Source organism: Motilimonas sp. 1_MG-2023 (assembly GCF_030547455.1).
GTDB lineage: Bacteria > Pseudomonadota > Gammaproteobacteria > Enterobacterales > CBDFNC01 > Motilimonas.
This window is the reverse complement of the sequence record NZ_JAUOPX010000015.1, coordinates 1-20177: the sequence shown is the minus strand read 5'-3', so window position 1 is coordinate 20177 and position 20177 is coordinate 1. Positions and strand designations below refer to the sequence as shown.

Genomic DNA, 20177 nt, shown 5'->3' with positions numbered 1-20177 from the left:
GCCCTCGCTGATATTAGTACTCTACTCCAAATATTTGGGCTGATAAAGTTAGCATAATGGATGTCGCGATGATGGTCGCACCCTGTTACTGGTATATACAACCTGAAATTGATGTGTATATCGAGTTGCAATCTTCTTGAACTAAAAAGGAACGCCCAGTTGTCAACTGATACGCGTAATCGAATCCTGATCGTAGATGATGAGAAGGTCAACATTAGTATCTTGGTCGAGCTGCTAAAAGACCGTTATGACACTGTGGTGGCGAAAAATGGTGAGCAAGCACTGCGACGCGTGCTAGAGCACAAACCAGATCTTATTTTATTAGATATAGTGATGCCTGGGATGAATGGCTTTCAAGTTTGTAAAGCCCTTAAAAGTAATCCTGAGACCGCTGATATTCCGGTTATCTTTATCACCGCCAAAGATTCAGAGAACGATGAAGAAGAAGGGCTGAGTGTTGGTGCTATTGATTATGTGACGAAACCATTTAGTAGCGCCATTATTCGTGCGCGAGTGCATAATCATCTGGAGTTAAAACGGCGCGGTGATTTATTAAAAGCGTTAAGCACCATCGACCCTTTAACAGAAATTGCCAATCGGCGCCGGCTAGACGAGTTTCTTACTTTCCAATGGCAGCAATTGAAGCGTAGTGGCGGCATGTTAGCGATTTTGCTGCTTGATATTGATTACTTCAAAGCCTTCAACGATCACTATGGTCACCAACAAGGGGATGAATGCTTAGTTCATGTTGCTCACACATTAAGTTCATTGCCGTTACGAAATGTTGATTTAGTAGCGCGTTATGGTGGTGAGGAATTTGTTATTGTATTGGCGCTGACCGAGCTATCCGCTATCGAAAAGGTGGCCTTAAGTGTGCAACAAGCGTTGCAAGAACATCCTGTTAAGCATGGTTATTCATTAGTTGCGCCTTATGTCACTGTTAGTATAGGGGGGGCAAGTATTTATCCAAGCCAAGGTGGCTCAGTGGCACTATTATTTAATCAAGCAGATGCTGCGTTATATCAAGCCAAGGACCAAGGGCGAAATCGTTTTGTGTTGGCCGATTTTCAGGATGAAAGGTAATTTATGATATTGAGACTGACCCGCTCCCTCGCAATGAAGATGTTGACTATTTTTATTGCGACGGCTGCTGTTGGCTTAACCCTGTTGTTTGCGATTTTAGAATATCGCCATTACGTTAATGAGCGAGAGTCTTTACACAGCCACCTCGACCAGCTGGTGTCCGTGCAGTCTGAAGCGCTTGGTTCCCATATGTGGAATTTAGATAACCAAGCCCTAGAGTTGGCGTTAAGCTATATCGCTTCTGATGAAGCTTTTGTATCTGCAGTACTCATGGATGAATTAAACAATGTGTTGTTAGAAATTGGTGAGCAAGAAGTAGAGCACCAAGGTCACATCAGTATTATGAAACATATTCGTTATGAATATGGTAACGACTCCCTTGTGATGGGGGCATTACGGGTGGTGTTTCGTGATGACACCATTCGCAGCAAAAGCTACCAGCGTATCAAATCAGATTTGGTGATGTTGGTGGTGTTTATCTTACTCATTGCTGGGGTTTCATTACTCAGTACCCATCGTATGCTAGGTATTCCTTTGCGGCGTTTACTTGAGTCAATTAATGGTATGTCAGTTGGCAAAGAGATTAAAACCGTTAGCTGGCAGTCGCGTGATGAACTGGGTCAAGTGATAGCGGCTTATAACCGTATGATTGTGCAGCGTGAAATAGATGAGCGACGCATTCGTGAAGGTGAAGTGCGAACCCAAGCCATTTTGAATAACGCCAGCGCGTTATTTTATTTGAAAGACGTCGACAACCGTTTTGTATTCGTTAACCGTAGTTTTGAGCGGCTATTTGGCGTTAAGAGCCAAGAAGTGATTGGAAAAACAGCGGATGAAGCATTTTCAGATGCGGCTCATCGGCTATTTTTCATTGGCGATAAAAGCATCTTAACGCAAAATCAAGGCGATGAAATGGAGGTTGAGCTGGACAATAATGGGCAGCAGCTGACCTTTTTACGTAGTCGTTTTGCACTTTTTGATGAGGTTAATACCGTAAGTGGCGTTTGCGGCACAGCATCTGATATTACTGAACGTAAAAGTATGGAGCTGGCACTGCGGGACAATGAAGCACGTTTACGTAATGTGCTCGATCTGAGCCCTATTGGTGCGGGGATTGTTCAGCATGAAGGTGGCGGGCTCATTTATTCTAACTCGCAGTTGTATGAACTGTTAGGTGCCGACTTATCATTTCTATTAACGCCTGGACAGTATCAGTTTGGCTGGGTGGATGAAGCACAGCGCGCGGCTTGTCAGTCTGAATTTCAAGCAACGGGTCGTGTTAGACCGCGAGAAGTGCAGCTAAAGGGTCGCTCTGGACATATTTTTTGGGCAATTTTATCACTAGAGCGGTTAGTGCAATCTAATCAGCAGGGTGTATTACTTTGGTTGTATGACATCAGCGATCGTAAAGCGGCTGAACAGCAATTAGAAAAGCGCGTATTAGAGCTAGAAGAAGCCCGTCAACGTGCTGAGCAGGCTATGCTCGAATTAAATATTGCCAAGCTGGACGCTGAGCAGGCTAACCAATATAAGAGTGATTTTTTGGCTAACATGAGCCATGAAATCCGTACGCCAATGAACGCTATTATTGGTTTAAGTCACTTAGCGCTGAAAACGGGTTTAGACGAGACGCAAGAAGATTATGTTAATAAGATTCAAGCCTCTTCTCGTAATCTGCTTGGTATTATTAACGATATTCTCGACTTTTCAAAAATTGAAGCAGGCAAGCTGGAGTTAGAGTCAGTACCGTTCGAGCTGGGTGCCATTTTAGAAGAAGTTGCGGCACTGTGCAGTACCAAAGCAGAAGAAAAAGACATTGAGTTGTTAGTGCATTGTGAGCCCGATGTGCCTTCACATCTGGTTGGTGATCCACTTCGATTGGCCCAAGTGCTGACTAACTTAACCAGCAATGCGGTTAAGTTTACCGAAACGGGAGAGGTTCTGGTTAAAATAAGTGCCAAGCCAGCCAGTTCAGGAAAAGCTAGATTACTTTTTGCCGTTAAAGACACAGGTATAGGTTTAACGGAAGCTCAGGTCTCGCAATTATTTGAATCTTTTACTCAAGCGGATACTTCTACTACGCGTAAATATGGTGGCACCGGCTTAGGCCTTGCCATTAGTAAGCAGCTAGTGATGAAAATGGGTGGTGATATTTGGGTAACGAGTACGCAAGGTAAAGGTAGCACGTTCTTTTTCTATGTTGATTTGGTGGTTGGTGAAGGTGAAGTGACAAAGACGCAAGAAAGTGCCTTGAAAGACAAGCGGGTGTTGGTCGTTGATGATAATGAAAGTGCGCGTTTGATCTTTTCCGATATGCTAACCCAATTTGGTATGGAAGTGGATGTATTGGAGTCAGGTGAAGCGGCCATTGAGCATCTATTAAAAGATAACCACAGTGCCTATGACTTGATTTTGATGGACTGGAAAATGCCGGGCCTAGATGGCATTGAAACCAGCAGGCGCTTACTTAAAGCAAAATCTCAGTTTAACTTACCTACCATAGTGATGGTGACATCGTTTGGTCGTGATGATGCACTAGAGCAAGCAAAAGGAGCGGGGATTGTCGACTTAATTACTAAGCCGATTAATCAGTCAGTGTTATTTAATACCTTACACAATATTTTGCTCGGTCAGCGCACTGATAACAATAAATCTGAGCCGTTGGCAATCTCGACGCTAGAGGGGAGAGTGCTATTAGCAGAAGATAATCTAATTAATCAGCAAGTTGCAAGAGAATTAATCAAAGCGCTAGGCATTAATATTGAGATAGCTTCAAATGGGGTGGAAGCGGTAGCCATGGTTGAGCAACAAGAGTTTGACCTTATCTTTATGGATATTCAAATGCCTGAGATGGATGGCTACCAAGCGACTAAGCTGATACGAGAAAATCATCAAATCCCGATTATTGCGATGACCGCTCATGCCATGGCTGGAGATAAAGAGAAGTGTTTGAAACAAGGAATGGATGATTACCTTAGTAAGCCGATTGATCCTGATGAGCTAAAACGTGTTTTAAAAAAATGGTTACCGACACCAGCAAAAGAAAGCTCGGAGATTGCTCAAGAAGTTAATCAAGAAACGACCCAGATAACTCAAGAGCAGCCGAGTGAAATTGTTGCGAAAAAATTAACAAGCGTAACAAAAGATAGCGCCTTTCCTTGGTCTGAGTCTCCTCCTGAAGTGGAGCTTGAGACGGTAATGAAACGTTTGGCTGGGAATGCTAGCTTGCTAGTAGAGCTGTTGGCTGAATTTGTGAAAGGGCATCAAAACGACTTAGACAATATTAGGCAAGCCCTACTGTTTAATGATGCAGAGCAAGCAAAAAGTATTGTACATGGCCTTAAAGGAGCCTCGGGCAATATTGGTTTGGAACAGTTACATAAGTTGTCCGAGCAGCAAGAGTTGCAGTGGCATTCTGTTACGGCAGCGAATTTTGAACTCTTAGAGCCATTTCATCATTGCTTATCTTCGACCATAGCACAACTACAAGCTTGGCTCGCTGCTGAGCAATTGGTATCAGAGCAACTGACTTCGCACCCAAATCAAGGCGCAGACAATGAAAAGCAAAGCGCATGGCTAGAGCTACAGCAATTATTAGCCCAATCTAGTGGTGAAGCACAGCAACGTTGGCAGCAGTTGCGCACAGGCCTTGCTAAGCAAGCGCCTGAGGTTGCAGATAAAGTTGATCACTTGATTGATGAATATGAATTTGAAGAAGCAGGACAAATATTGGCTGACTGGCTTGAGGGTTAACTTGCTGTCAGTCGCGCTGGATATCTTTCAAATGAAGCTGGCGGTGAAGATAAAGCGCTCAACTCTGCATCGTATAGCCGTCCCTCTTTTTAGCGTTTAAAAAATAAGCCCAGCATTTGCTGGGCTTAGTTGTTTATGGGATTGAGCTTATGCTTGGCTTAATGTCAGCCCCTGCTTAAAGCACTGCTGAGCTTCGCTAATGACACCTTGTTGTTCTAGTAATAAACCTAACTGGTAGTAATCATTGGCATTGGGCGTTAGCTCTATCGCAGCTTGGTAGGCTTTAATCGCCAGTTCAATGTTGCCCGCTTTCTGTTGGCATTGTGCATAAGCGGATTCTAATGCCGCACTGGCTGGGAATTTCTTCCGGCCATGTTCCAAGCTGTTTATGAGCGCTTGATAGTCAGCTAGTTTGAGCTGATTAATCACTGCCAATACCCTGTCTGGGGCAGACTTTTTGATGCCGTTTAGTAGAATAATTTTGGCACCATCATGATCGTCAAGGGCAATCAGCTCTTCACCTATTGCAGCAATCAAGCTTGGCTCGGCTTTTAGCTTACGGGACATTTTGTTCCAATATACTTGCAAGCCATGGCTGCCTTCTTGTTGTGCCAATTGTTGAAAGATTTTGGCATAGGCGGTTAGTTCTAACTGTTCAGCATCATCATTGGCCACTAATCCGGCTTTACGTAAACTTGGCAGTACATCCAATAATTTTTGCCACTCTCCCAGCTGTTGGTATGTTTCACTGAGTAATTTTAATACTTGTTGGTGTTTGGGCTGTTTATTATGCAGTAGGCTTAACGCGGCATGGGCTTCTTCATATTGGCCTTGGCGTAAATGAAATTTGGCTTGAGTTAAGCCAATGGCAAAGTTGTTATCGCTATTTTGCTGCGCCTGTTTTAAGTAGGTGTCACGCTTGGCGTTATCACCTTGCTCTTGTGCTGCTTCCGCGGCAGCAAGATAGTTTAGCAGGGGAGTGTCACTATGCGTGGCTGAATTGGCAGTAAGGCGCTCTGCATTTTTAAAGTCGCCTTCGGCTAATGCGAGCATACCTGCGTAGGTATTTTTACGTGCTTTACGTACATTGCGACCACGTAGCCAATCATAAGATGTTTTACTGATACCCAATGTTTTAAGCAATAGCCATTCAATACCCAATAATAAAAGGTAAAATAAAACACATAGAATGATTGCTTTGGTGACGCTTGTTTCAATGGTGTAATTGCCCATTGCCACCAAAACATAACCTTTACTGCCAGACACTTCGGGGCCAAAAATGAGGCCCGCAATAATAATGGCAACAAGAATCGCCGCTTTAATCATTGCTTAACTCCTGTTTCATTGAGTTAGAAAGAGACTTCTTCACACGATGATCAATGACGTCTTCTAAGATAGGTTTCGATTTCAACTGATCTGGGTACTGAACGGTGATGGCTTTTTTGCTGAGCTCCGTAAGACTTTCTACCAAGTACTGTGTGTTTGGATTGTTTTGATCATAGTACTGGTTGATCCAACTAGCGGCCTTTTCTAGTGACTCGGTATAAATAGCTTGGTGCTCGCGATAGACAGCAAGCTGAGCTTTGACCAGTTGGTTTTTAATGTTCTCTTTTAAATACCAAGCTTGGTCAGGTGCTAATAAGGCTTCTACTTTGCCATCTCGGCGTTCAATGGTAATAAAACTGTCGGCAAATGAGCGCCATGATTTTTTTAGGTTGTCTTGCCAGTCACTGATATCTGAAGACAAAGTATTGTCGGTTTCAGTCAACACTTCTGGTAACTTGATTCCGGCAATGTTGAGCTTATCTATTTGTTGCTCCAAGCTAGTGAGCCTCAATACTAAGCCGTCTTTGTCGAGGTCAGGCAGCGCTTCTAGTTGAGAGATATCGTTAATGATGGCTTGGCGTAACGGGTTTAAACTGGGATCGGAAAGCTCGGTAATCCGTTGGTCCGTCGCCAGTAGTAGGGCAATACTGGATTTCACGTCATGCTCTAGCCATAGCTTCCGACCCGCCATACGCATTAAATATTCCGCTTCTGCTAGCATCCAGTCACTAGGGCGGCGCACGTCCATTTCTGCAATATTGCGTTGCAAGTTGCCGATGTCTTGTTCAATTAACGTTGCTTGTTTAGCTTGCGCTTGCAAGCTTTGCTCTAGGGCTTTATTGCGCTCAGAAGTGGCTTGATTAAGCGCTTTTAGGTCGCCAATATCACGCTGCTGTTGATCGAGGGCCGACGTTATTTGTAACTGTAAGCGGTCTAAAATTTGGTTTTCAAGTTGGTCTAACTGACTTTGTTGGTTGGTTAGAGTTTGCTGATGATGCCAATATAGCCACGAGCTTAAGCCGGCACTGAGTATGATAGCTGCGATGCCTAAGTAAAGGCCGCCTTTATTTGGCTTACTGCGTTCTTGGTTGGTGGCTGGTTGAGGCGTCGCAACGGCGGCTTTTGACGGCGCCTTTTTATCGACCTGAGCCTCTACCTTGGCCTTATCTTTATTTTCAGGCGTTGACGGCGTGCTTTTGGGGTTGGTTGAATTACTGTCTTTAGCGGTCATTGACACCTGTCCTATGTTATTCAATATTATGAAGGCATTGGATCAAGGCTGATTGGCTGGCGCCTTGAGCGATCCAAACTTTGATAAACCCAGCTTCTCGGGCCAGTTTTGCGATTCTGTGGCTAATTACAATCAAGTTTAGTTTAAACAGCCAGTTACGCTCGCAATTTGGTACAACATTTATCAGGGCGGTAAGTATCTCACCGCTAGTGATAATAACACTATTTATGTGATTTTGTTGCCATTTAGTTAGAGTTTCAGCTTGATTTAAGGGTATCGGCTGACGTTGATAGGTGCTGACATCTGTGACCTTAGCTCCTGCTTTTTGTAAGCTTGATGCGATCAGGTCGCGGCCTGCATTACCTTTGAGTATGAGTATTCTTCTCTGGTCGATGGCTTGCAATGCCGGCATGGCGATTAAGCCTTCTGAATCCGCTGACTCTGGGTAGCACGCGTTTATTTGCGCGAGTTGATGCCAACAGTCTGCGGTGTTTTTGCCGACGGCTAAGTATCTAGCCTGTCTTGGCCAATTTAGATGGTGCCGTTTTAGATAGCTATTAGCATAACGTACGGCATTGTCGCTAATGGCGATGATGAACTGAAAGTTATCTAGTTCATGTTGTGACATGGCCAATGATTCTATGTCAGGGCTGGTGCTGATTTCGAGCAAAGGCTGGCCGATAGCAAACCAACCTTGTTGCTCTAATGCATCAATTAGCGGCTGCTGGTGTCGCTGCGGCCGCGTAACTAAAATGCGTAGCGACCTCATGCGTTTTGATAAACCTCTGCGAGGATCGCTTTCGCTCCCGCGTCCAATAAGCTATTGGCCAAGGTTATGCCAAGTTGCTCTGCTTGTGCGATGGGACCGCGGGTTTCACGGTATAGCATGGCGCTACCATCTGGACTTCCCACTAATGCGCGTAAGTAAATCTCTTCGCCTTCTAGTTCAGCATAACTGCCAATAGGCACTTGGCAACCGCCTTCTAAAGTATTATTAACGGCGCGCTCTGCCAAGACTCGAATACGAGTTTCGGGATGATCTAATGATGCCAGTAAGGCAATTGTTACGTGGTCGTCACTGCGACACTCTATGCCAACCGCGCCTTGGCCAACTGCGGGTAAACTTTGTTCAGGGCTAATATAGCTGGCAATGCGATCATTCATTTCAAGGCGTAGTAAGCCAGCCGCGGCCAAAATAATCGCATCGTATTCACCAGCATCCATTTTTGCTAAACGCGTGTTAACGTTACCGCGTAGGTCTTTCACCACTAGATCGGGACGGCTCGCGCGTAGTTGGCATTGACGGCGTAAGCTTGAGGTGCCAACCACTGCACCAGCAGGTAACTCTTCAATGGTTTGGAAGTGATTTGAAACAAAAGCATCGCGTGGGTCTTCGCGTTCACAGATCGTTGCTAAGCCTAATCCCGCAGGAAACTCCATCGGAACGTCTTTCATTGAATGTACGGCAATGTCCGCTTCACCTGCGAGCATGGCATTTTCCAGCTCTTTTACAAATAGCCCTTTACCACCCACCTTGGCCAACGGAGTATCTAGGATAATGTCACCCTTAGTGACAAAAGGAAGCAAAATCACTTCAAGGTCAGGGTGGATCGCTTCTAAAGCGTCTTTAACAAATTGTGCTTGCCACATTGCTAGCGGGCTTTTGCGCGTGGCGATACGTAATGTTTGTGTTGCCATGTTCATTCCATTGGTCTGAGTAGGGCTCTGAATGTTATCAAAAACCCTTAAACAACTCATTAATGCTGCGAATTTATATTTTCATCATAGTGTTGTTTTGATATGTTTCAGCGCGAAAATATTTTGCTATGAATGGTTAAAGCTGATTTTACCAGCACTGATGTTGGTTTTATGAGCAGTTGTGTTTACCTATCACTAATATACTGTTAACATGATCACACTTTTTGTGTGGTCTTAAGTTGACTCTGTAAGCAGCCTGTTTGGGCTTGGTGAGTGAGTCATACTTTTTAGAAAGGGTCATTTTTTGCAGCAGCTAGAAGCATTACAACAACGTGCAGATGAATTTAATCTTTTGCGTTTACAATATGCGCGGGATGCATTGCCGGCGCAAGGCCGTTATGTTTTTAACTTTATCCCTGTATTGCTACATTATAATAACCCACTATTACCAGGCTTCGTTAATGGCGAAGTGCCCCATGGTATTGCCGCATTTGAACCTTCTTGTGAACAACGGAACTTCGTTCAAGACTTATCCCTCACCGCTAACTGTGACGCCAATATCGATGTAAATGAAACCACTATCTTAGGTTTGTATACCATGGGTAGTACCTCATCGATTGGTCAGTGCTGTGACAGTGATTTAGATATTTGGATTTGTCATCAGCATGAATTAAGCCGTGAACGGCGTTTATTGCTTGAGAATAAGTGTTTGCTGATTACACAGTGGGCCGAAACCCGCGGTATTGAAGTTAACTTTTTCTTGGTTCCTGACAATAAATTTCGCGTCCAAAATAGCGCTCACATGAGTAAAGAGGGCTGTGGTAGTGCATCCCATCTATTGTTGCTGGATGAATTCTATCGCAGTGCTTTGTGTATTGCGGGCAAGCCTTTATTGTGGCCTATGATCCCCGCCGAGCAAGAAGGTAATTACGACGAATATGTGGCTCAGTTGGTTGGGCAGAATAAGATTAATTTAGATGACTGGCTTGATCTGGGTGGCTTTGGCCGGATCCCAGCAGAAGAGTACTTTGGCTCTAGCTTATGGCAGCTTTATAAGGGAATTGATAGTCCGTACAAAGCAGTTATTAAAACCTTGCTGATGGAAGCGTATTCTTGGGCTTATCCTAATACCGAGTTAATTTCGGTTCGCGCTAAAAAAACGTTCCATCAACAAAGTTTTTACGACAAAAAATTAGATGCCTATTGGTTGATGCTGAATCAGGTCACGGAGTATCTCGAAGCCACCAACGACCATAAGCGCTTAGATTTAGCGCGACGCTGTTTTTACCTCAAAACCTGTGACCGCTTATCTCAACTAGCGAAAGAAGATGAACCGGCTTGGCGTCGAAATTCATTGCAAGAAATTGTTGCGCAGTGGCAATGGAGTGAGCAAGTACTGCAGCATTTAGATAATCGTGAGTATTGGAAAGTGCAGGAAGTGCGTGGTGCTCATGGTGAACTGCTCGAAGCACTTATGGTGAGCTATCGTAACCTGATCCGTTTTGCCCGCCGTAATAATATTGGTGAGTGTATTAACCCCGAAGACATCGGCATTTTGTCGCGCAAGTTATACGCTGCATTTGAAAGCTTACCTGGTAAAGTCGCGTTAATAAACCCGAGTATTTCACCTGATCTTTCTGAACCAAACTTGAGTGTGGTACAGGTGCCAGAGGGGCGTTCTAACCCTGAAGGGTGGTACTTGTATAATTCAACCCTAGAATCGAGAGCGATTATAGGACGTGCGCCTCTTGAGCATAGCCCCTATTTATCTAAGCTAATTGCTTGGAGTTATTTCAACGGTTTGCTGGTCAAAGATACTAAATTGCACTTGTTTAATCAGGGCTCGGATTTAGTACAAGAAAACTTCTTACAGTTTAGCCAAGATTTGGCGCAGACATTTAAAGTTAAAGTATCTAATGCGACTAACCTTGCTTTGAGTCGTCCTTGTGAAATTCGCCATTTGAGCATTTTTCTCAACTTAGAGAACGACCCGACTTGTCACTGGGCCAACAAGGTGATTGAGTTTGATGTTAACGCCAGTGATGTTTTTTCTTTTGGTGCCAATAAAGAATGCTTAGTCGGTAGTGTTGATCTGGTTTATCGTAACTCTTGGAATGAAATTAGAACCTTACACTTTAATGGTGAAGAGAGTGTGGTGGATGCGTTGAGTACTATTTTAGGTAAAATGCATAATGATGCCGCCTCTCCCGATCGGATTGATGTGTTTTGTTATGCGCAACATTTCCGTGGTTTAATTCGTAATCGTTTCCAGCAATTAGTCGCAGAAGGTATCACTACACGGTTGAGCTCTGAACGCGATCAAGCGGTAAAAACTTTAGTGGTCGGCAATCAAAAATTTGGCGTATTCTACGAACGCCGTGGTGTGTCAGTTAAGAAACTGGAAAATGCCATTGATTTTTATAGCCAAATTGCGGATACCAAACTGGAGCGAATGCCACTACGGTTGGATAAAACCCATCACACCAAAACCCCTGAGATTGTCGCGTCTCATTCTAGTGAAGGACTCGTGCAGTTCTTTTTTGAAAACCATGACACTGGCTTTAATATCTATATCGTTGATGAAATCAATCGTGTAGAAACTTATCAGCATTTCAGTGGTAACAAAGAAGAATTGGTGCAAGGGGTGAATCGTTTTTACACTTCTGCCCATTCGCGTCAAGATGATAAGTCTATGATTAACTTCAACTTGCCGCAGTTTTACGAAATAGTAAGTGATGCCAATGGCGACTTGGAATTATTGCCTTATCGTTCACCGTCCATAACCAGTGAGCCAATAAAGCAATTTAGTAGCGCTTCTTAATTTTGGGCCTATGGCGTTCGTCATTCATTAGGCCTTAAAACATTTATATCGCAGACCCTAAACGTTGCCTTAGCCAGTAGCTAATATCGGCAAGTTGTTGCGCACACAAACTATGGCCCATGCGGTAGGTTTGCCATTTTACGCTAAAACCATGTTCGCTCAAGGTTTGCTTAGCTTGCTTGGCTGCTTGTAGTGGCACGACCTCGTCAAACTCACCATGATGCATCAAGAAGGGGGTATCTTGATTAGTTGACGTTTTCTCTTTACCCAGTTTCTCTGGTTTACACATGTAGCTGGATAACGCCATCACGCCAGCAAAGTGATGTTGGCTACGGCAAGCTAAGTGTAGCGCGATCACGCCCCCTTGTGAAAACCCTGCTATCACGATATTTTCTGGCTTTATTCCTTGCGCAACTTGTTGCTCAATTAATTCGCTGACTAACACCATGGACTCGAGTACGCCTGTTTCATCGGCGCGATTATTTAAGTCCATCGTCTTAATATCATACCAAGCGCGCATGGTTTGCCCTTGGTTCACGGTGACCGCGCGGATTGGTGCATGAGGAAAGATAAAGCGGATCCCATGCTGCTTGGGCAGTTTCAGCTCTGGCACAATAGGAGCAAACCCTGCACCTGAGTCACCTAAACCGTGCAACCAAATCACACAAGCTTGGGCTTCACCGGTTGGCTCGATCGTGATGGAATCAAGCATCGCCTAGGTCAACCTTGATACCAGATTGCTTTTCAATTGCTGCACTCAGGAAGCTTAATAGCTCGCCGCCTTCGCGGTTATCAATCCAAGGACCATCTTTGTATTCAAAATGATGGCCGTTAAACTTAGTGGCAACCCAAATCTGATGCAGTGGCTCTTGACGATTGATAATGATTTTAGAGCGGTCAGCAAATTCCAGTTCAAGCACGCTACCATTGATTTCCCATTCAATATCGTCTTCGTATGGGTCGACCTTTTCTGTTAGTAGTTGGTAAAAATCATCGGCTAAACGGTGAAATTCAGTATCATTCATTGCGTAATCCCTATTGCTTTTATCATGGTGAATGCGATTATAGTGTTCATAACCGAATTAACATAGAGTCTATCATGACCAGAGTAAACCAAATGGCCTTTGGTTTAGGCTTGGTTTTACTGCTTGCCGGATGTGGTGTCAAGGGGCCGTTGTATTTACCAACCCCTGAGCCTCAGCCCGAATCGTCATTGGAACCAACGCCGATGCCGACAGCAGATGTAACCAATAATAACGAAACAGATCAATCTAAGTAGGGGTAGAGCTTTGGACTTTTTTAATTATCAGGAAGATGGTCGTCTTTTCGCGGAAGACTTAGCGGTAGAAGACGTTATTAAGCAAAGCGGTACGCCTGCTTATATTTATTCTCGTGCCACTATCGAGCGCCATTGGCATGCTTTTGACCAAGCCGCAGGCGATCATCCCCATATGATTTGTTACGCAGTGAAGGCAAACTCAAACTTAGGTGTATTGAATCTGATGGCTAAGTTGGGCTCAGGTTTCGATATTGTGTCTGTTGGTGAGTTACTACGAGTATTAAAAGCCGGCGGCGATCCAAAAAAGGTTGTATTTTCCGGTGTCGGTAAAACGGAATTAGAAATTCGTACCGCGTTAGAAGCTGGCATCTACTGTTTTAACGTTGAGTCTGAAGGCGAATTATTACGTATTAATGAAGTTGCCGCTCTTATGGGTAAAAAAGCGCCTATTTCTATTCGCGTTAACCCTAATATAGATGCAGGTACGCACCCTTATATTTCGACAGGTTTAAAAGAAAATAAGTTTGGTATCGATATCGAAAAGGCGTCTGCGATTTATCAAATAGCCAGTGGACTAGAAAATCTTGAAGTGAAAGGTGTCGATTGTCACATTGGCTCTCAGCTAACGGAAATTGAACCCTTTATTGAAGCTATCGATAAGTTGTTAATATTGATCGATAACTTAAAGTCTAAAGGCATTGAAATTAGCCACTTAGATGTTGGTGGCGGCTTGGGTGTGCCGTACAACGGTGAAACACCGCCACAACCGGCTGAATACACTAAGGCACTTAAAGCGCGTCTTGGCGATCGTAAGTTGAAGTTATTGTTTGAACCAGGCCGTGCGATCATGGCCAATGCTGGGATTTTGGTGTCTAAAGTTGAGTTCTTGAAATTAACTGAGCACAAAAACTTTGCCATTGTTGATGCGGCAATGAATGACTTAATTCGTCCATCACTTTATAGCGCTTGGCAACGTATTGAGCCGATGAACATACAAGCCGACCGAGAAACCCGCAACTATGATGTAGTGGGACCGATTTGTGAAACGGGTGATTTCTTAGGTAAAGATCGTGACCTAGCAATTGCTGAAGGTGATTACGTTGTTGTGCGCAGTGCTGGCGCTTATGGCTCTACCATGGCGTCAAACTACAACAGCCGTTGTCGCCCCGCAGAAATTATGGTCGATGGGGATCAAGCTTACCTAGTGCGAGCGCGTGAAACTCATGAAGACCTGTGGAAAGGTGAAAACGTTTTACCTTCCTAAGGAACGAAATTAGATGTTAGTGAATTTTTCGAAAATGCACGGCTTGGGCAATGACTTTATGGTGGTTGATAATGTAACCCAAAATGTGTTCTTTTCTAATGATGCGATCCGCCGTTTGGCGGACCGCAACTTTGGTATTGGTTTTGATCAACTGTTAATTGTTGAACCGCCATATAGCCCCGATTTAGATTTTCATTACCGTATTTTTAATGCGGATGGCAGTGAAGTTGAACAATGTGGTAACGGCGCGCGTTGTTTTGCCCGTTTTGTGCGCATGAAAGGTTTGACCAATAAAAAACGTATCGGTGTCAGTACCGCCAAGGGGCGTATTGAGTTGATAGTGCAGCCGGATGGCAACATCACGGTGGACATGGGCAAACCAATATTTGAGCCAGCTAAAATACCTTTTAAAGCGCAAAAAGAAGAGAAAACTTACTTAGTGCTTACTGATGAGGGCGCGACTATGTGTGGTGTGGTGTCGATGGGCAATCCTCATTGTGTGGTATTGGTTGATGATATAGATACTGCACCGGTAGAGATATTGGGTCCCCTGCTAGAAAAGCATGAACGTTTTCCGCAAAAGGTAAATGTGGGCTTTTTACAAGTAGTTAATGAAGGTTTAGGCAAGCTTCGAGTATGGGAGCGTGGTGCTGGGGAAACATTAGCTTGTGGCTCGGGTGCTTGTGCTGCCGCGGTGATTGGGCAACTGCAAGGTAAGCTTGGACCTAAATGTACTTTAGAGTTGCGTGGTGGCAAGTTGTCTTTTGAGTGGCAACCGGGCGGCTCAGTGATGATGACTGGCGCGGCAGAACATGTGTTTGACGGACAAATTCAAATATGAATGACAGTAGTGTTGCGCCACATCAGGTTGCATTAGATGAAGAAAATGTGGCGCAATTTTTAGCTAACTCACCTGAGTTTTTTATGCGCCACCCTGAATTGTTAAGCTCGCTAACTTTACCTCATGAAGAGCATGGCACGGTTTCGTTGGTGCAGATGCAAATGCAACGCCAACGGCAAAAAATTAGCCAGCTTGAAGAAGAAATTACTCAGTTGATGTCCATTGCGACTCATAATGAGAAAATTTCGCGGACTTATGGTGATTTGTATCCTGAGTTACTGCAGGCAGAATCTTTGGTTCAGTTAGTGCGAATCTTAGGTCGGGTTTTTCGTGAACAATTAAGGTTAAACGCATTTGCCATCAAGTTAGATACGGACTATTTTGATCTGCCAGCGCAGCATGCTATCTATAGCCTAGATAAATCGACTCTTGATGGTTTGCGAGCGCAGCGGATCCGTAACGAAGAGCATTATTTTGGTCGTATTGATTACGCCGACAAAAACGCTATTTTTGGTGAAAAAGCCTTAGTTAACTCAGTTGCTTTAATTGAGCTAGGAGAGCAAGGTTGTCTGGGGATCTTGGCCGTTGGTAGTGCTAATGCGAACCATTTTGTGCCAGAAATGGATACCCTGCTATTAGACCAGCTTTGCCAGATTGTGGCTATTTTATTGCCGCGGTTGGTAAAAATTAAAACCGACAGCGCGTAACGTCATTCCAAATAATGAGGTGTGTCATGCAAGAGTGGATGGATGCGTTTTTGCAGCACCTCAAATCCGAACGTCAGTTAAGTCCTCATACTCTCCAGAACTATCAGCAGCATTTAGTGCAGTTTATGGCGTTATTGGCCGAACGAAACGTAACGTCTTGGCGGCAGGTTGATGCGCAAATGGTGCGCTTACTGATTGCTAAGTTGCATAAAAAAGGCATTAGCTCTGCCAGTATTGCCACCAAACTATCTGCTTTACGTAGTTTCTATGAATTTGCCTTGCGCCAAGATTGGTTGTTAATTAACCCCTGTAAAGGTATTAGCCCACCGAAGCAAGGCCGGCCACTGCCGAAAAACCTCGATGTTGACGATATGCTTCGCTTGCTTGATTTAGATACCAACGACCCGTTAGTTATCCGCGATAAAGCCATTATGGAATTAATGTATTCTTCTGGTTTGCGCTTAAGTGAGCTGGTTAATCTGGATCTAACGTCAATAAAGTTAGATGAGCGGCAGGTGCGAGTGATCGGTAAAGGCAACAAAGAGCGTATCTTGCCTGTGGGTCGCCAAGCGATCGACAGTATTCGGGCTTGGTTAATGGTGCGTAGTGAATATGCACTAAGTGATGAGCCAGCCTTGTTTTTGTCGAAGCGTAAGCAGCGTATTTCGGTACGTAGTGTGCAAGCAAGAATGGAGCAATGGGGCTTAAAACAAAGTTTAAATAGTCATGTTCATCCCCATAAACTGCGTCATTCCTTTGCCACTCATATGCTGGAGTCCAGTGGTGACCTACGCGCGGTGCAAGAGTTACTTGGCCACGCCAATATTGCCACCACGCAAGTTTATACCCATTTAGACTTTCAACATTTAGCGAAGGTTTACGATAATGCTCACCCAAGATCAAAACGAAATAAAGAGTCTGAATAATGAAATGTTACCGCCGTTTAAAACCTTTCAAAGCCATTAGTTTTGACTTAGATGACACTTTATATGATAACCGCCCGATCATCATAAAAGCTGAACAACAAAGCTTTGATTATTTACGCCAACAAGACCCAAGATTAGCGCGATTGACCAAGCAACAATGGTTTGATTACAAGCAACAAGTTCTTGCTTTAGATGCAGCTTTGGTTGGTGATGTTACAGCTTGGCGTTTAGCGGCGTTACAAGCCATCTTCGTTGAGCTACAAGTAGCAGAGCCAGCGCAAATGGCGCAGCAAGTGTTTGAATATTTTCTACATGTACGCAGTGACTTTACCGTGCCTGCAGCAAGTCTTGATGTGCTTAACCGGCTAGCGCAAGTTTATCCTGTGATCGCGATTACTAACGGCAATGTGAATTTAGCGCAGATAGGTTTAGACCATGCATTTAGCTTGGTGTTAAAAGCGGGGGATGGCTTAAGGGCGAAACCCTATATCGATATGTTTGCTTACGCGGCTAATCATTTAAACATTGAAATAGCTGATATTCTACACGTTGGCGATCACTTAACTACCGATGTGTTGGGCGCTAAAGCGAATGGCGCGCAAGCTATCTGGTTTAATGACCAAGGGCATCAGTTGCGCACTCATCAAGATAGCCGCATGTTGCCTGATATTGAAATGACACATCTTAGCCAGTTATTAAACCTGCTTTAATCACATATGCCTCAGCACCTTAAGGCTGCTTGGGTATATTCCCTACTAGCGAGATTCGCATCTTTGGCTGGTTTGGGTATAATCCCTTTATTACTGAATAAATAAACAGTGCTTTTATGAATCCTGAACTTTTGCTCGACGGTCTTAACGACAAACAGCGCGCCGTAGTTGCTGCGCCACAATCCAGTAAACTCGTCTTAGCGGGCGCGGGCAGCGGTAAAACCCGCGTGCTGGTGCACCGCATTGCTTGGTTACTGCAAGTCGAGCATTGTTCGCCTTACTCGGTACTGGCGGTGACCTTTACCAATAAGGCCGCCAAAGAAATGCGTGCTCGGGTTGAGGCTTTGTTAGGCAGTGGTGCGGGCGGCATGTGGATTGGTACTTTCCACGGTTTAGCCCACCGTTTATTACGTGCTCATTATAATGATGTTGGCTTGCCGCAAGATTTTCAGGTGCTCGATTCTGATGATCAATTACGCTTACTGAAGCGCCTATGTAAGGGCATGAATCTCGATGATAAAACCTTTCCGCCTAAGCAAGCGCAGTGGTATATCAATGGTAAAAAAGATGAAGGCCTACGCCCTAAGCACCTTGATGCATTTGGTGATGTTATAGAAGGTACTTTTATTAAGATCTATCAGGCATACCAAGAAGCCTGCGACCGTGCCGGTCTGATTGATTTTGCCGAGCTGCTATTACGTGCCCATGAGTTATTCCTCAACAACCCGTTTATTCTCGAGCATTACCAAAAGCGTTTTCGCAACGTGCTGGTCGACGAATTTCAAGATACCAACAATATCCAATACGCTTGGCTACGACTTTTAACCAGTAGCGACAATAACCTCATGATTGTCGGCGATGATGATCAGTCTATTTATGGCTGGCGTGGTGCCCGTATTGAAAATATTCAGCGTTTTCTTGATGACAATAAAGGCGCGGAAACCATCCGCCTTGAGCAAAACTATCGCTCAACCGCCACTATTCTAAAAGCCTCAAACAAACTCATTGCTAATAATAGTGAACGCATGGGTAAAGAGTTGTGGACCGAAGGTGACGCTGGCGAGCCAATCTCGCTATATGCTGGTTTTAATGAAGTGGATGAAGCGCGTTTTGTGGTCGGGCAAATTAAAGAATGGCGCGATGAAAAAGGCGATTTAAAAGACTGCGCCATTTTATATCGTAACAACGCGCAATCACGAGTAATAGAAGAAGCCCTAATGCAGGCCAGTTTGCCGTATCGAATTTATGGCGGCCATCGCTTCTTTGATCGACAAGAAATTAAAGATGCACTGGCTTATATGCGAGTGATTAATTCGCGCTTAGACGATGCTGCGTTTGAGCGCATCATTAATACCCCAGCGCGAGGCGTTGGCGATAAAACCTTAGGCATATTACGTATCGCCGCACGTGATCGCGGCCAAACCTTGTGGCAAACATTGATTCAACTATTAGATGAAAGTGTGTTTGCTGGGCGTGCTTCCACTGCATTGAAAGGTTTCGTCCAGCTAATTAATCAAATGGAACAAGACACCACCGAGTTGCCATTGCACGAGCAAGTGGATTTTGTGATTTTGCACTCTGGCCTCCAAGCCATGTATTTGGCAGAGAAAGGCGAGAAAGGTAAAGCAAGGATTGAAAACTTAGAAGAGCTGGTAACGGCGACTAAGCAATTTGAAAAACCAGAAGAAGCGGAAGAAATGTCAGACTTGACCGCTTTCTTAACTCATGCCGCACTAGAAGCGGGTGAGCAACAAGCCGATGAATTTGATGATGCGGTGCAAATGATGACCATGCATTCAGCCAAAGGTCTCGAATTTCCATTGGTATTTGTAGTGGGAGTAGAAGAAGGCATGTTCCCAAGCCAACAATCCGCCGAAGATCCAACACGATTAGAAGAAGAACGTCGTCTTTGTTACGTAGGCATGACCCGTGCGATGCAAAAACTCTATTTGTGCTACGCCGAAAGCCGTCGTTTATACGGCCAAGAAAAGTTTCATCGCCCATCACGCTTTCTTAAAGAGTTGCCCGCTGAGTGTGTCACGGAAGTGAGATTGAAAACCCAAGTGAGCAGACCAACGCAATTTGGTCGTTTTTCCAATACTTCAGTTAATGAATCGTTTGAGAACACCGGCTTTGCCTTAGGTCAGCGGGTTAATCATGTGAAATTCGGCGATGGTACGGTGCTTAATTATGAAGGAAGTGGGGAGCATAGCCGCATTCAAGTGCATTTTGACGACCAAGGTAGCAAGTGGCTAGTCACTTCTTATGCTCGACTAGAAAAACTATAAGCTGATAAAAGCGCCATTTTTATCAAGTTTAGTGTGGTTTTTGAGCGTTTCGGTGTGAAAACATCAAAAGAGCGATATTTTTACAAATTAGCTCAATAAAAGGGTTGCGCTTAAATCGAATCTCCCTATAATGCGCAACCACTGAGACGGCACAGCGCAAGGCGCAACGCAATATCAGGTGGTTAAGAAGCTGCGGTTTCTAACCAGAAAGATAAATCGAAAATTTCTCGAAATTAACGATTGACTTTCA

Annotated in this window: 16 protein-coding genes; 10 read left to right on the top strand and 6 right to left on the bottom strand. The window is 44.4% G+C overall.

From position 1 onward, the window contains the following. Positions 1 to 159 precede the first annotated feature (159 nt). Together Q4519_RS09995 and Q4519_RS09990 are read left to right on the top strand one after the other, a co-directional pair. Positions 160 to 1083 (top strand): diguanylate cyclase, encoded by a 924-nt coding sequence (locus tag Q4519_RS09995; protein ID WP_232802609.1) that lies wholly within the window; start codon positions 160 to 162, stop codon positions 1081 to 1083. A gap of 3 nt (positions 1084 to 1086) precedes the next feature. After that, the gene (locus Q4519_RS09990) at positions 1087 to 4836 is read left to right on the top strand and encodes a PAS domain-containing hybrid sensor histidine kinase/response regulator (protein WP_303511903.1); all 3750 of its coding nucleotides are present in this window, start codon (positions 1087 to 1089) and stop codon (positions 4834 to 4836) included. Positions 4837 to 4983: 147 nt separating this feature from the next. Here the strand turns inward: Q4519_RS09990 and Q4519_RS09985 are convergent, their stop codons facing one another. From Q4519_RS09985 to hemC, 4 genes are read right to left on the bottom strand one after another with little or no spacing between them, the layout of a single operon-like run. Beyond that, on the bottom strand, positions 4984 to 6162 hold the full coding sequence (locus Q4519_RS09985) for a heme biosynthesis HemY N-terminal domain-containing protein (RefSeq protein WP_232802607.1): 1179 nt from the start codon (positions 6160 to 6162) through the stop codon (positions 4984 to 4986). Beyond that, on the bottom strand, positions 6155 to 7393 hold the full coding sequence (locus tag Q4519_RS09980; RefSeq protein ID WP_303511900.1) for a uroporphyrinogen-III C-methyltransferase: 1239 nt from the start codon (positions 7391 to 7393) through the stop codon (positions 6155 to 6157). Before Q4519_RS09980 ends, Q4519_RS09985 begins: the two co-directional genes overlap by 8 nt. Positions 7394 to 7409: 16 nt before the next feature. Further along, positions 7410 to 8162, bottom strand: coding sequence for a uroporphyrinogen-III synthase (locus Q4519_RS09975; RefSeq protein WP_303511898.1), 753 nt, complete (start codon positions 8160 to 8162; stop codon positions 7410 to 7412). Next, on the bottom strand, positions 8159 to 9091 hold the full coding sequence (gene hemC, locus Q4519_RS09970) for a hydroxymethylbilane synthase (RefSeq protein WP_232802604.1): 933 nt from the start codon (positions 9089 to 9091) through the stop codon (positions 8159 to 8161). The genes Q4519_RS09975 and hemC overlap by 4 nt, the downstream gene beginning before the upstream one ends. A 304-nt stretch (positions 9092 to 9395) precedes the next feature. Here hemC and Q4519_RS09965 point away from each other — a divergent pair, with 304 nt between their 5' ends. Next, positions 9396 to 11912, top strand: coding sequence for a class I adenylate cyclase (locus Q4519_RS09965; protein WP_232802603.1), 2517 nt, complete (start codon positions 9396 to 9398; stop codon positions 11910 to 11912). Positions 11913 to 11955: 43 nt separating this feature from the next. Here Q4519_RS09965 and Q4519_RS09960 read toward each other — a convergent pair whose 3' ends face one another. Both Q4519_RS09960 and cyaY read right to left on the bottom strand, forming a co-directional pair. Beyond that, positions 11956 to 12624, bottom strand: a complete 669-nt coding sequence (locus Q4519_RS09960) for an alpha/beta hydrolase (RefSeq protein WP_303511895.1) — start codon at positions 12622 to 12624, stop codon at positions 11956 to 11958. After that, positions 12617 to 12937 (bottom strand): iron donor protein CyaY, encoded by a 321-nt coding sequence (gene cyaY, locus Q4519_RS09955; RefSeq protein ID WP_232802601.1) that lies wholly within the window; start codon positions 12935 to 12937, stop codon positions 12617 to 12619. The genes Q4519_RS09960 and cyaY overlap by 8 nt, the downstream gene beginning before the upstream one ends. 74 nt (positions 12938 to 13011) lie before the next feature. Between cyaY and Q4519_RS09950 the strand changes: the two genes are divergently transcribed. The 7 genes from Q4519_RS09950 to uvrD all read left to right on the top strand — a co-directional run bounded on the left by Q4519_RS09950 (position 13012) and on the right by uvrD (position 19927). Beyond that, complete coding sequence (locus Q4519_RS09950; protein WP_232802600.1) at positions 13012 to 13191, top strand: lipoprotein; 180 nt, start codon at positions 13012 to 13014, stop codon at positions 13189 to 13191. 10 nt (positions 13192 to 13201) lie between these two features. Then, the gene (gene lysA, locus Q4519_RS09945) at positions 13202 to 14455 is read left to right on the top strand and encodes a diaminopimelate decarboxylase (RefSeq protein WP_232802599.1); all 1254 of its coding nucleotides are present in this window, start codon (positions 13202 to 13204) and stop codon (positions 14453 to 14455) included. Positions 14456 to 14468: 13 nt separating this feature from the next. Beyond that, positions 14469 to 15296, top strand: a complete 828-nt coding sequence (gene dapF, locus Q4519_RS09940) for a diaminopimelate epimerase (protein ID WP_232802598.1) — start codon at positions 14469 to 14471, stop codon at positions 15294 to 15296. Then, positions 15293 to 16003, top strand: a complete 711-nt coding sequence (locus Q4519_RS09935; protein ID WP_232802597.1) for a DUF484 family protein — start codon at positions 15293 to 15295, stop codon at positions 16001 to 16003. The genes dapF and Q4519_RS09935 overlap by 4 nt, the downstream gene beginning before the upstream one ends. 26 nt (positions 16004 to 16029) lie before the next feature. After that, the gene (gene xerC, locus Q4519_RS09930; RefSeq protein WP_336623446.1) at positions 16030 to 16929 is read left to right on the top strand and encodes a tyrosine recombinase XerC; all 900 of its coding nucleotides are present in this window, start codon (positions 16030 to 16032) and stop codon (positions 16927 to 16929) included. Beyond that, the gene (locus Q4519_RS09925) at positions 16929 to 17639 is read left to right on the top strand and encodes an HAD-IA family hydrolase (protein ID WP_303511889.1); all 711 of its coding nucleotides are present in this window, start codon (positions 16929 to 16931) and stop codon (positions 17637 to 17639) included. Before xerC ends, Q4519_RS09925 begins: the two co-directional genes overlap by 1 nt. A gap of 116 nt (positions 17640 to 17755) precedes the next feature. Continuing rightward, positions 17756 to 19927: a DNA helicase II gene (uvrD, locus tag Q4519_RS09920; protein ID WP_232802594.1), complete on the top strand. Its 2172-nt coding sequence runs from the start codon at positions 17756 to 17758 to the stop codon at positions 19925 to 19927. Positions 19928 to 20177 lie beyond the last annotated feature (250 nt).

Bases quoted from the DNA above. Each gene is read 5' to 3' on its own strand.
- Q4519_RS09960 (WP_303511895.1), bottom strand. From the start codon at position 12,624: ATGCTTGATTCCATCACGATCGAGCCAACCGGTGAAGCCCAAGCTTGT.
- Q4519_RS09990 (WP_303511903.1), top strand. From the start codon at position 1,087: ATGATATTGAGACTGACCCGCTCCCTCGCAATGAAGATGTTGACTATT.
- Q4519_RS09935 (WP_232802597.1), top strand. From the start codon at position 15,293: ATGAATGACAGTAGTGTTGCGCCACATCAGGTTGCATTAGATGAAGAA.
- cyaY (WP_232802601.1), bottom strand. From the start codon at position 12,937: ATGAATGATACTGAATTTCACCGTTTAGCCGATGATTTTTACCAACTA.
- Q4519_RS09985 (WP_232802607.1), bottom strand. From the start codon at position 6,162: ATGATTAAAGCGGCGATTCTTGTTGCCATTATTATTGCGGGCCTCATT.
- Q4519_RS09950 (WP_232802600.1), top strand. From the start codon at position 13,012: ATGACCAGAGTAAACCAAATGGCCTTTGGTTTAGGCTTGGTTTTACTG.
- Q4519_RS09975 (WP_303511898.1), bottom strand. From the start codon at position 8,162: ATGAGGTCGCTACGCATTTTAGTTACGCGGCCGCAGCGACACCAGCAG.
- Q4519_RS09925 (WP_303511889.1), top strand. From the start codon at position 16,929: ATGAAATGTTACCGCCGTTTAAAACCTTTCAAAGCCATTAGTTTTGAC.
- hemC (WP_232802604.1), bottom strand. From the start codon at position 9,091: ATGGCAACACAAACATTACGTATCGCCACGCGCAAAAGCCCGCTAGCA.
- dapF (WP_232802598.1), top strand. From the start codon at position 14,469: ATGTTAGTGAATTTTTCGAAAATGCACGGCTTGGGCAATGACTTTATG.
- uvrD (WP_232802594.1), top strand. From the start codon at position 17,756: ATGAATCCTGAACTTTTGCTCGACGGTCTTAACGACAAACAGCGCGCC.
- Q4519_RS09980 (WP_303511900.1), bottom strand. From the start codon at position 7,393: ATGACCGCTAAAGACAGTAATTCAACCAACCCCAAAAGCACGCCGTCA.
- xerC (WP_336623446.1), top strand. From the start codon at position 16,030: ATGCAAGAGTGGATGGATGCGTTTTTGCAGCACCTCAAATCCGAACGT.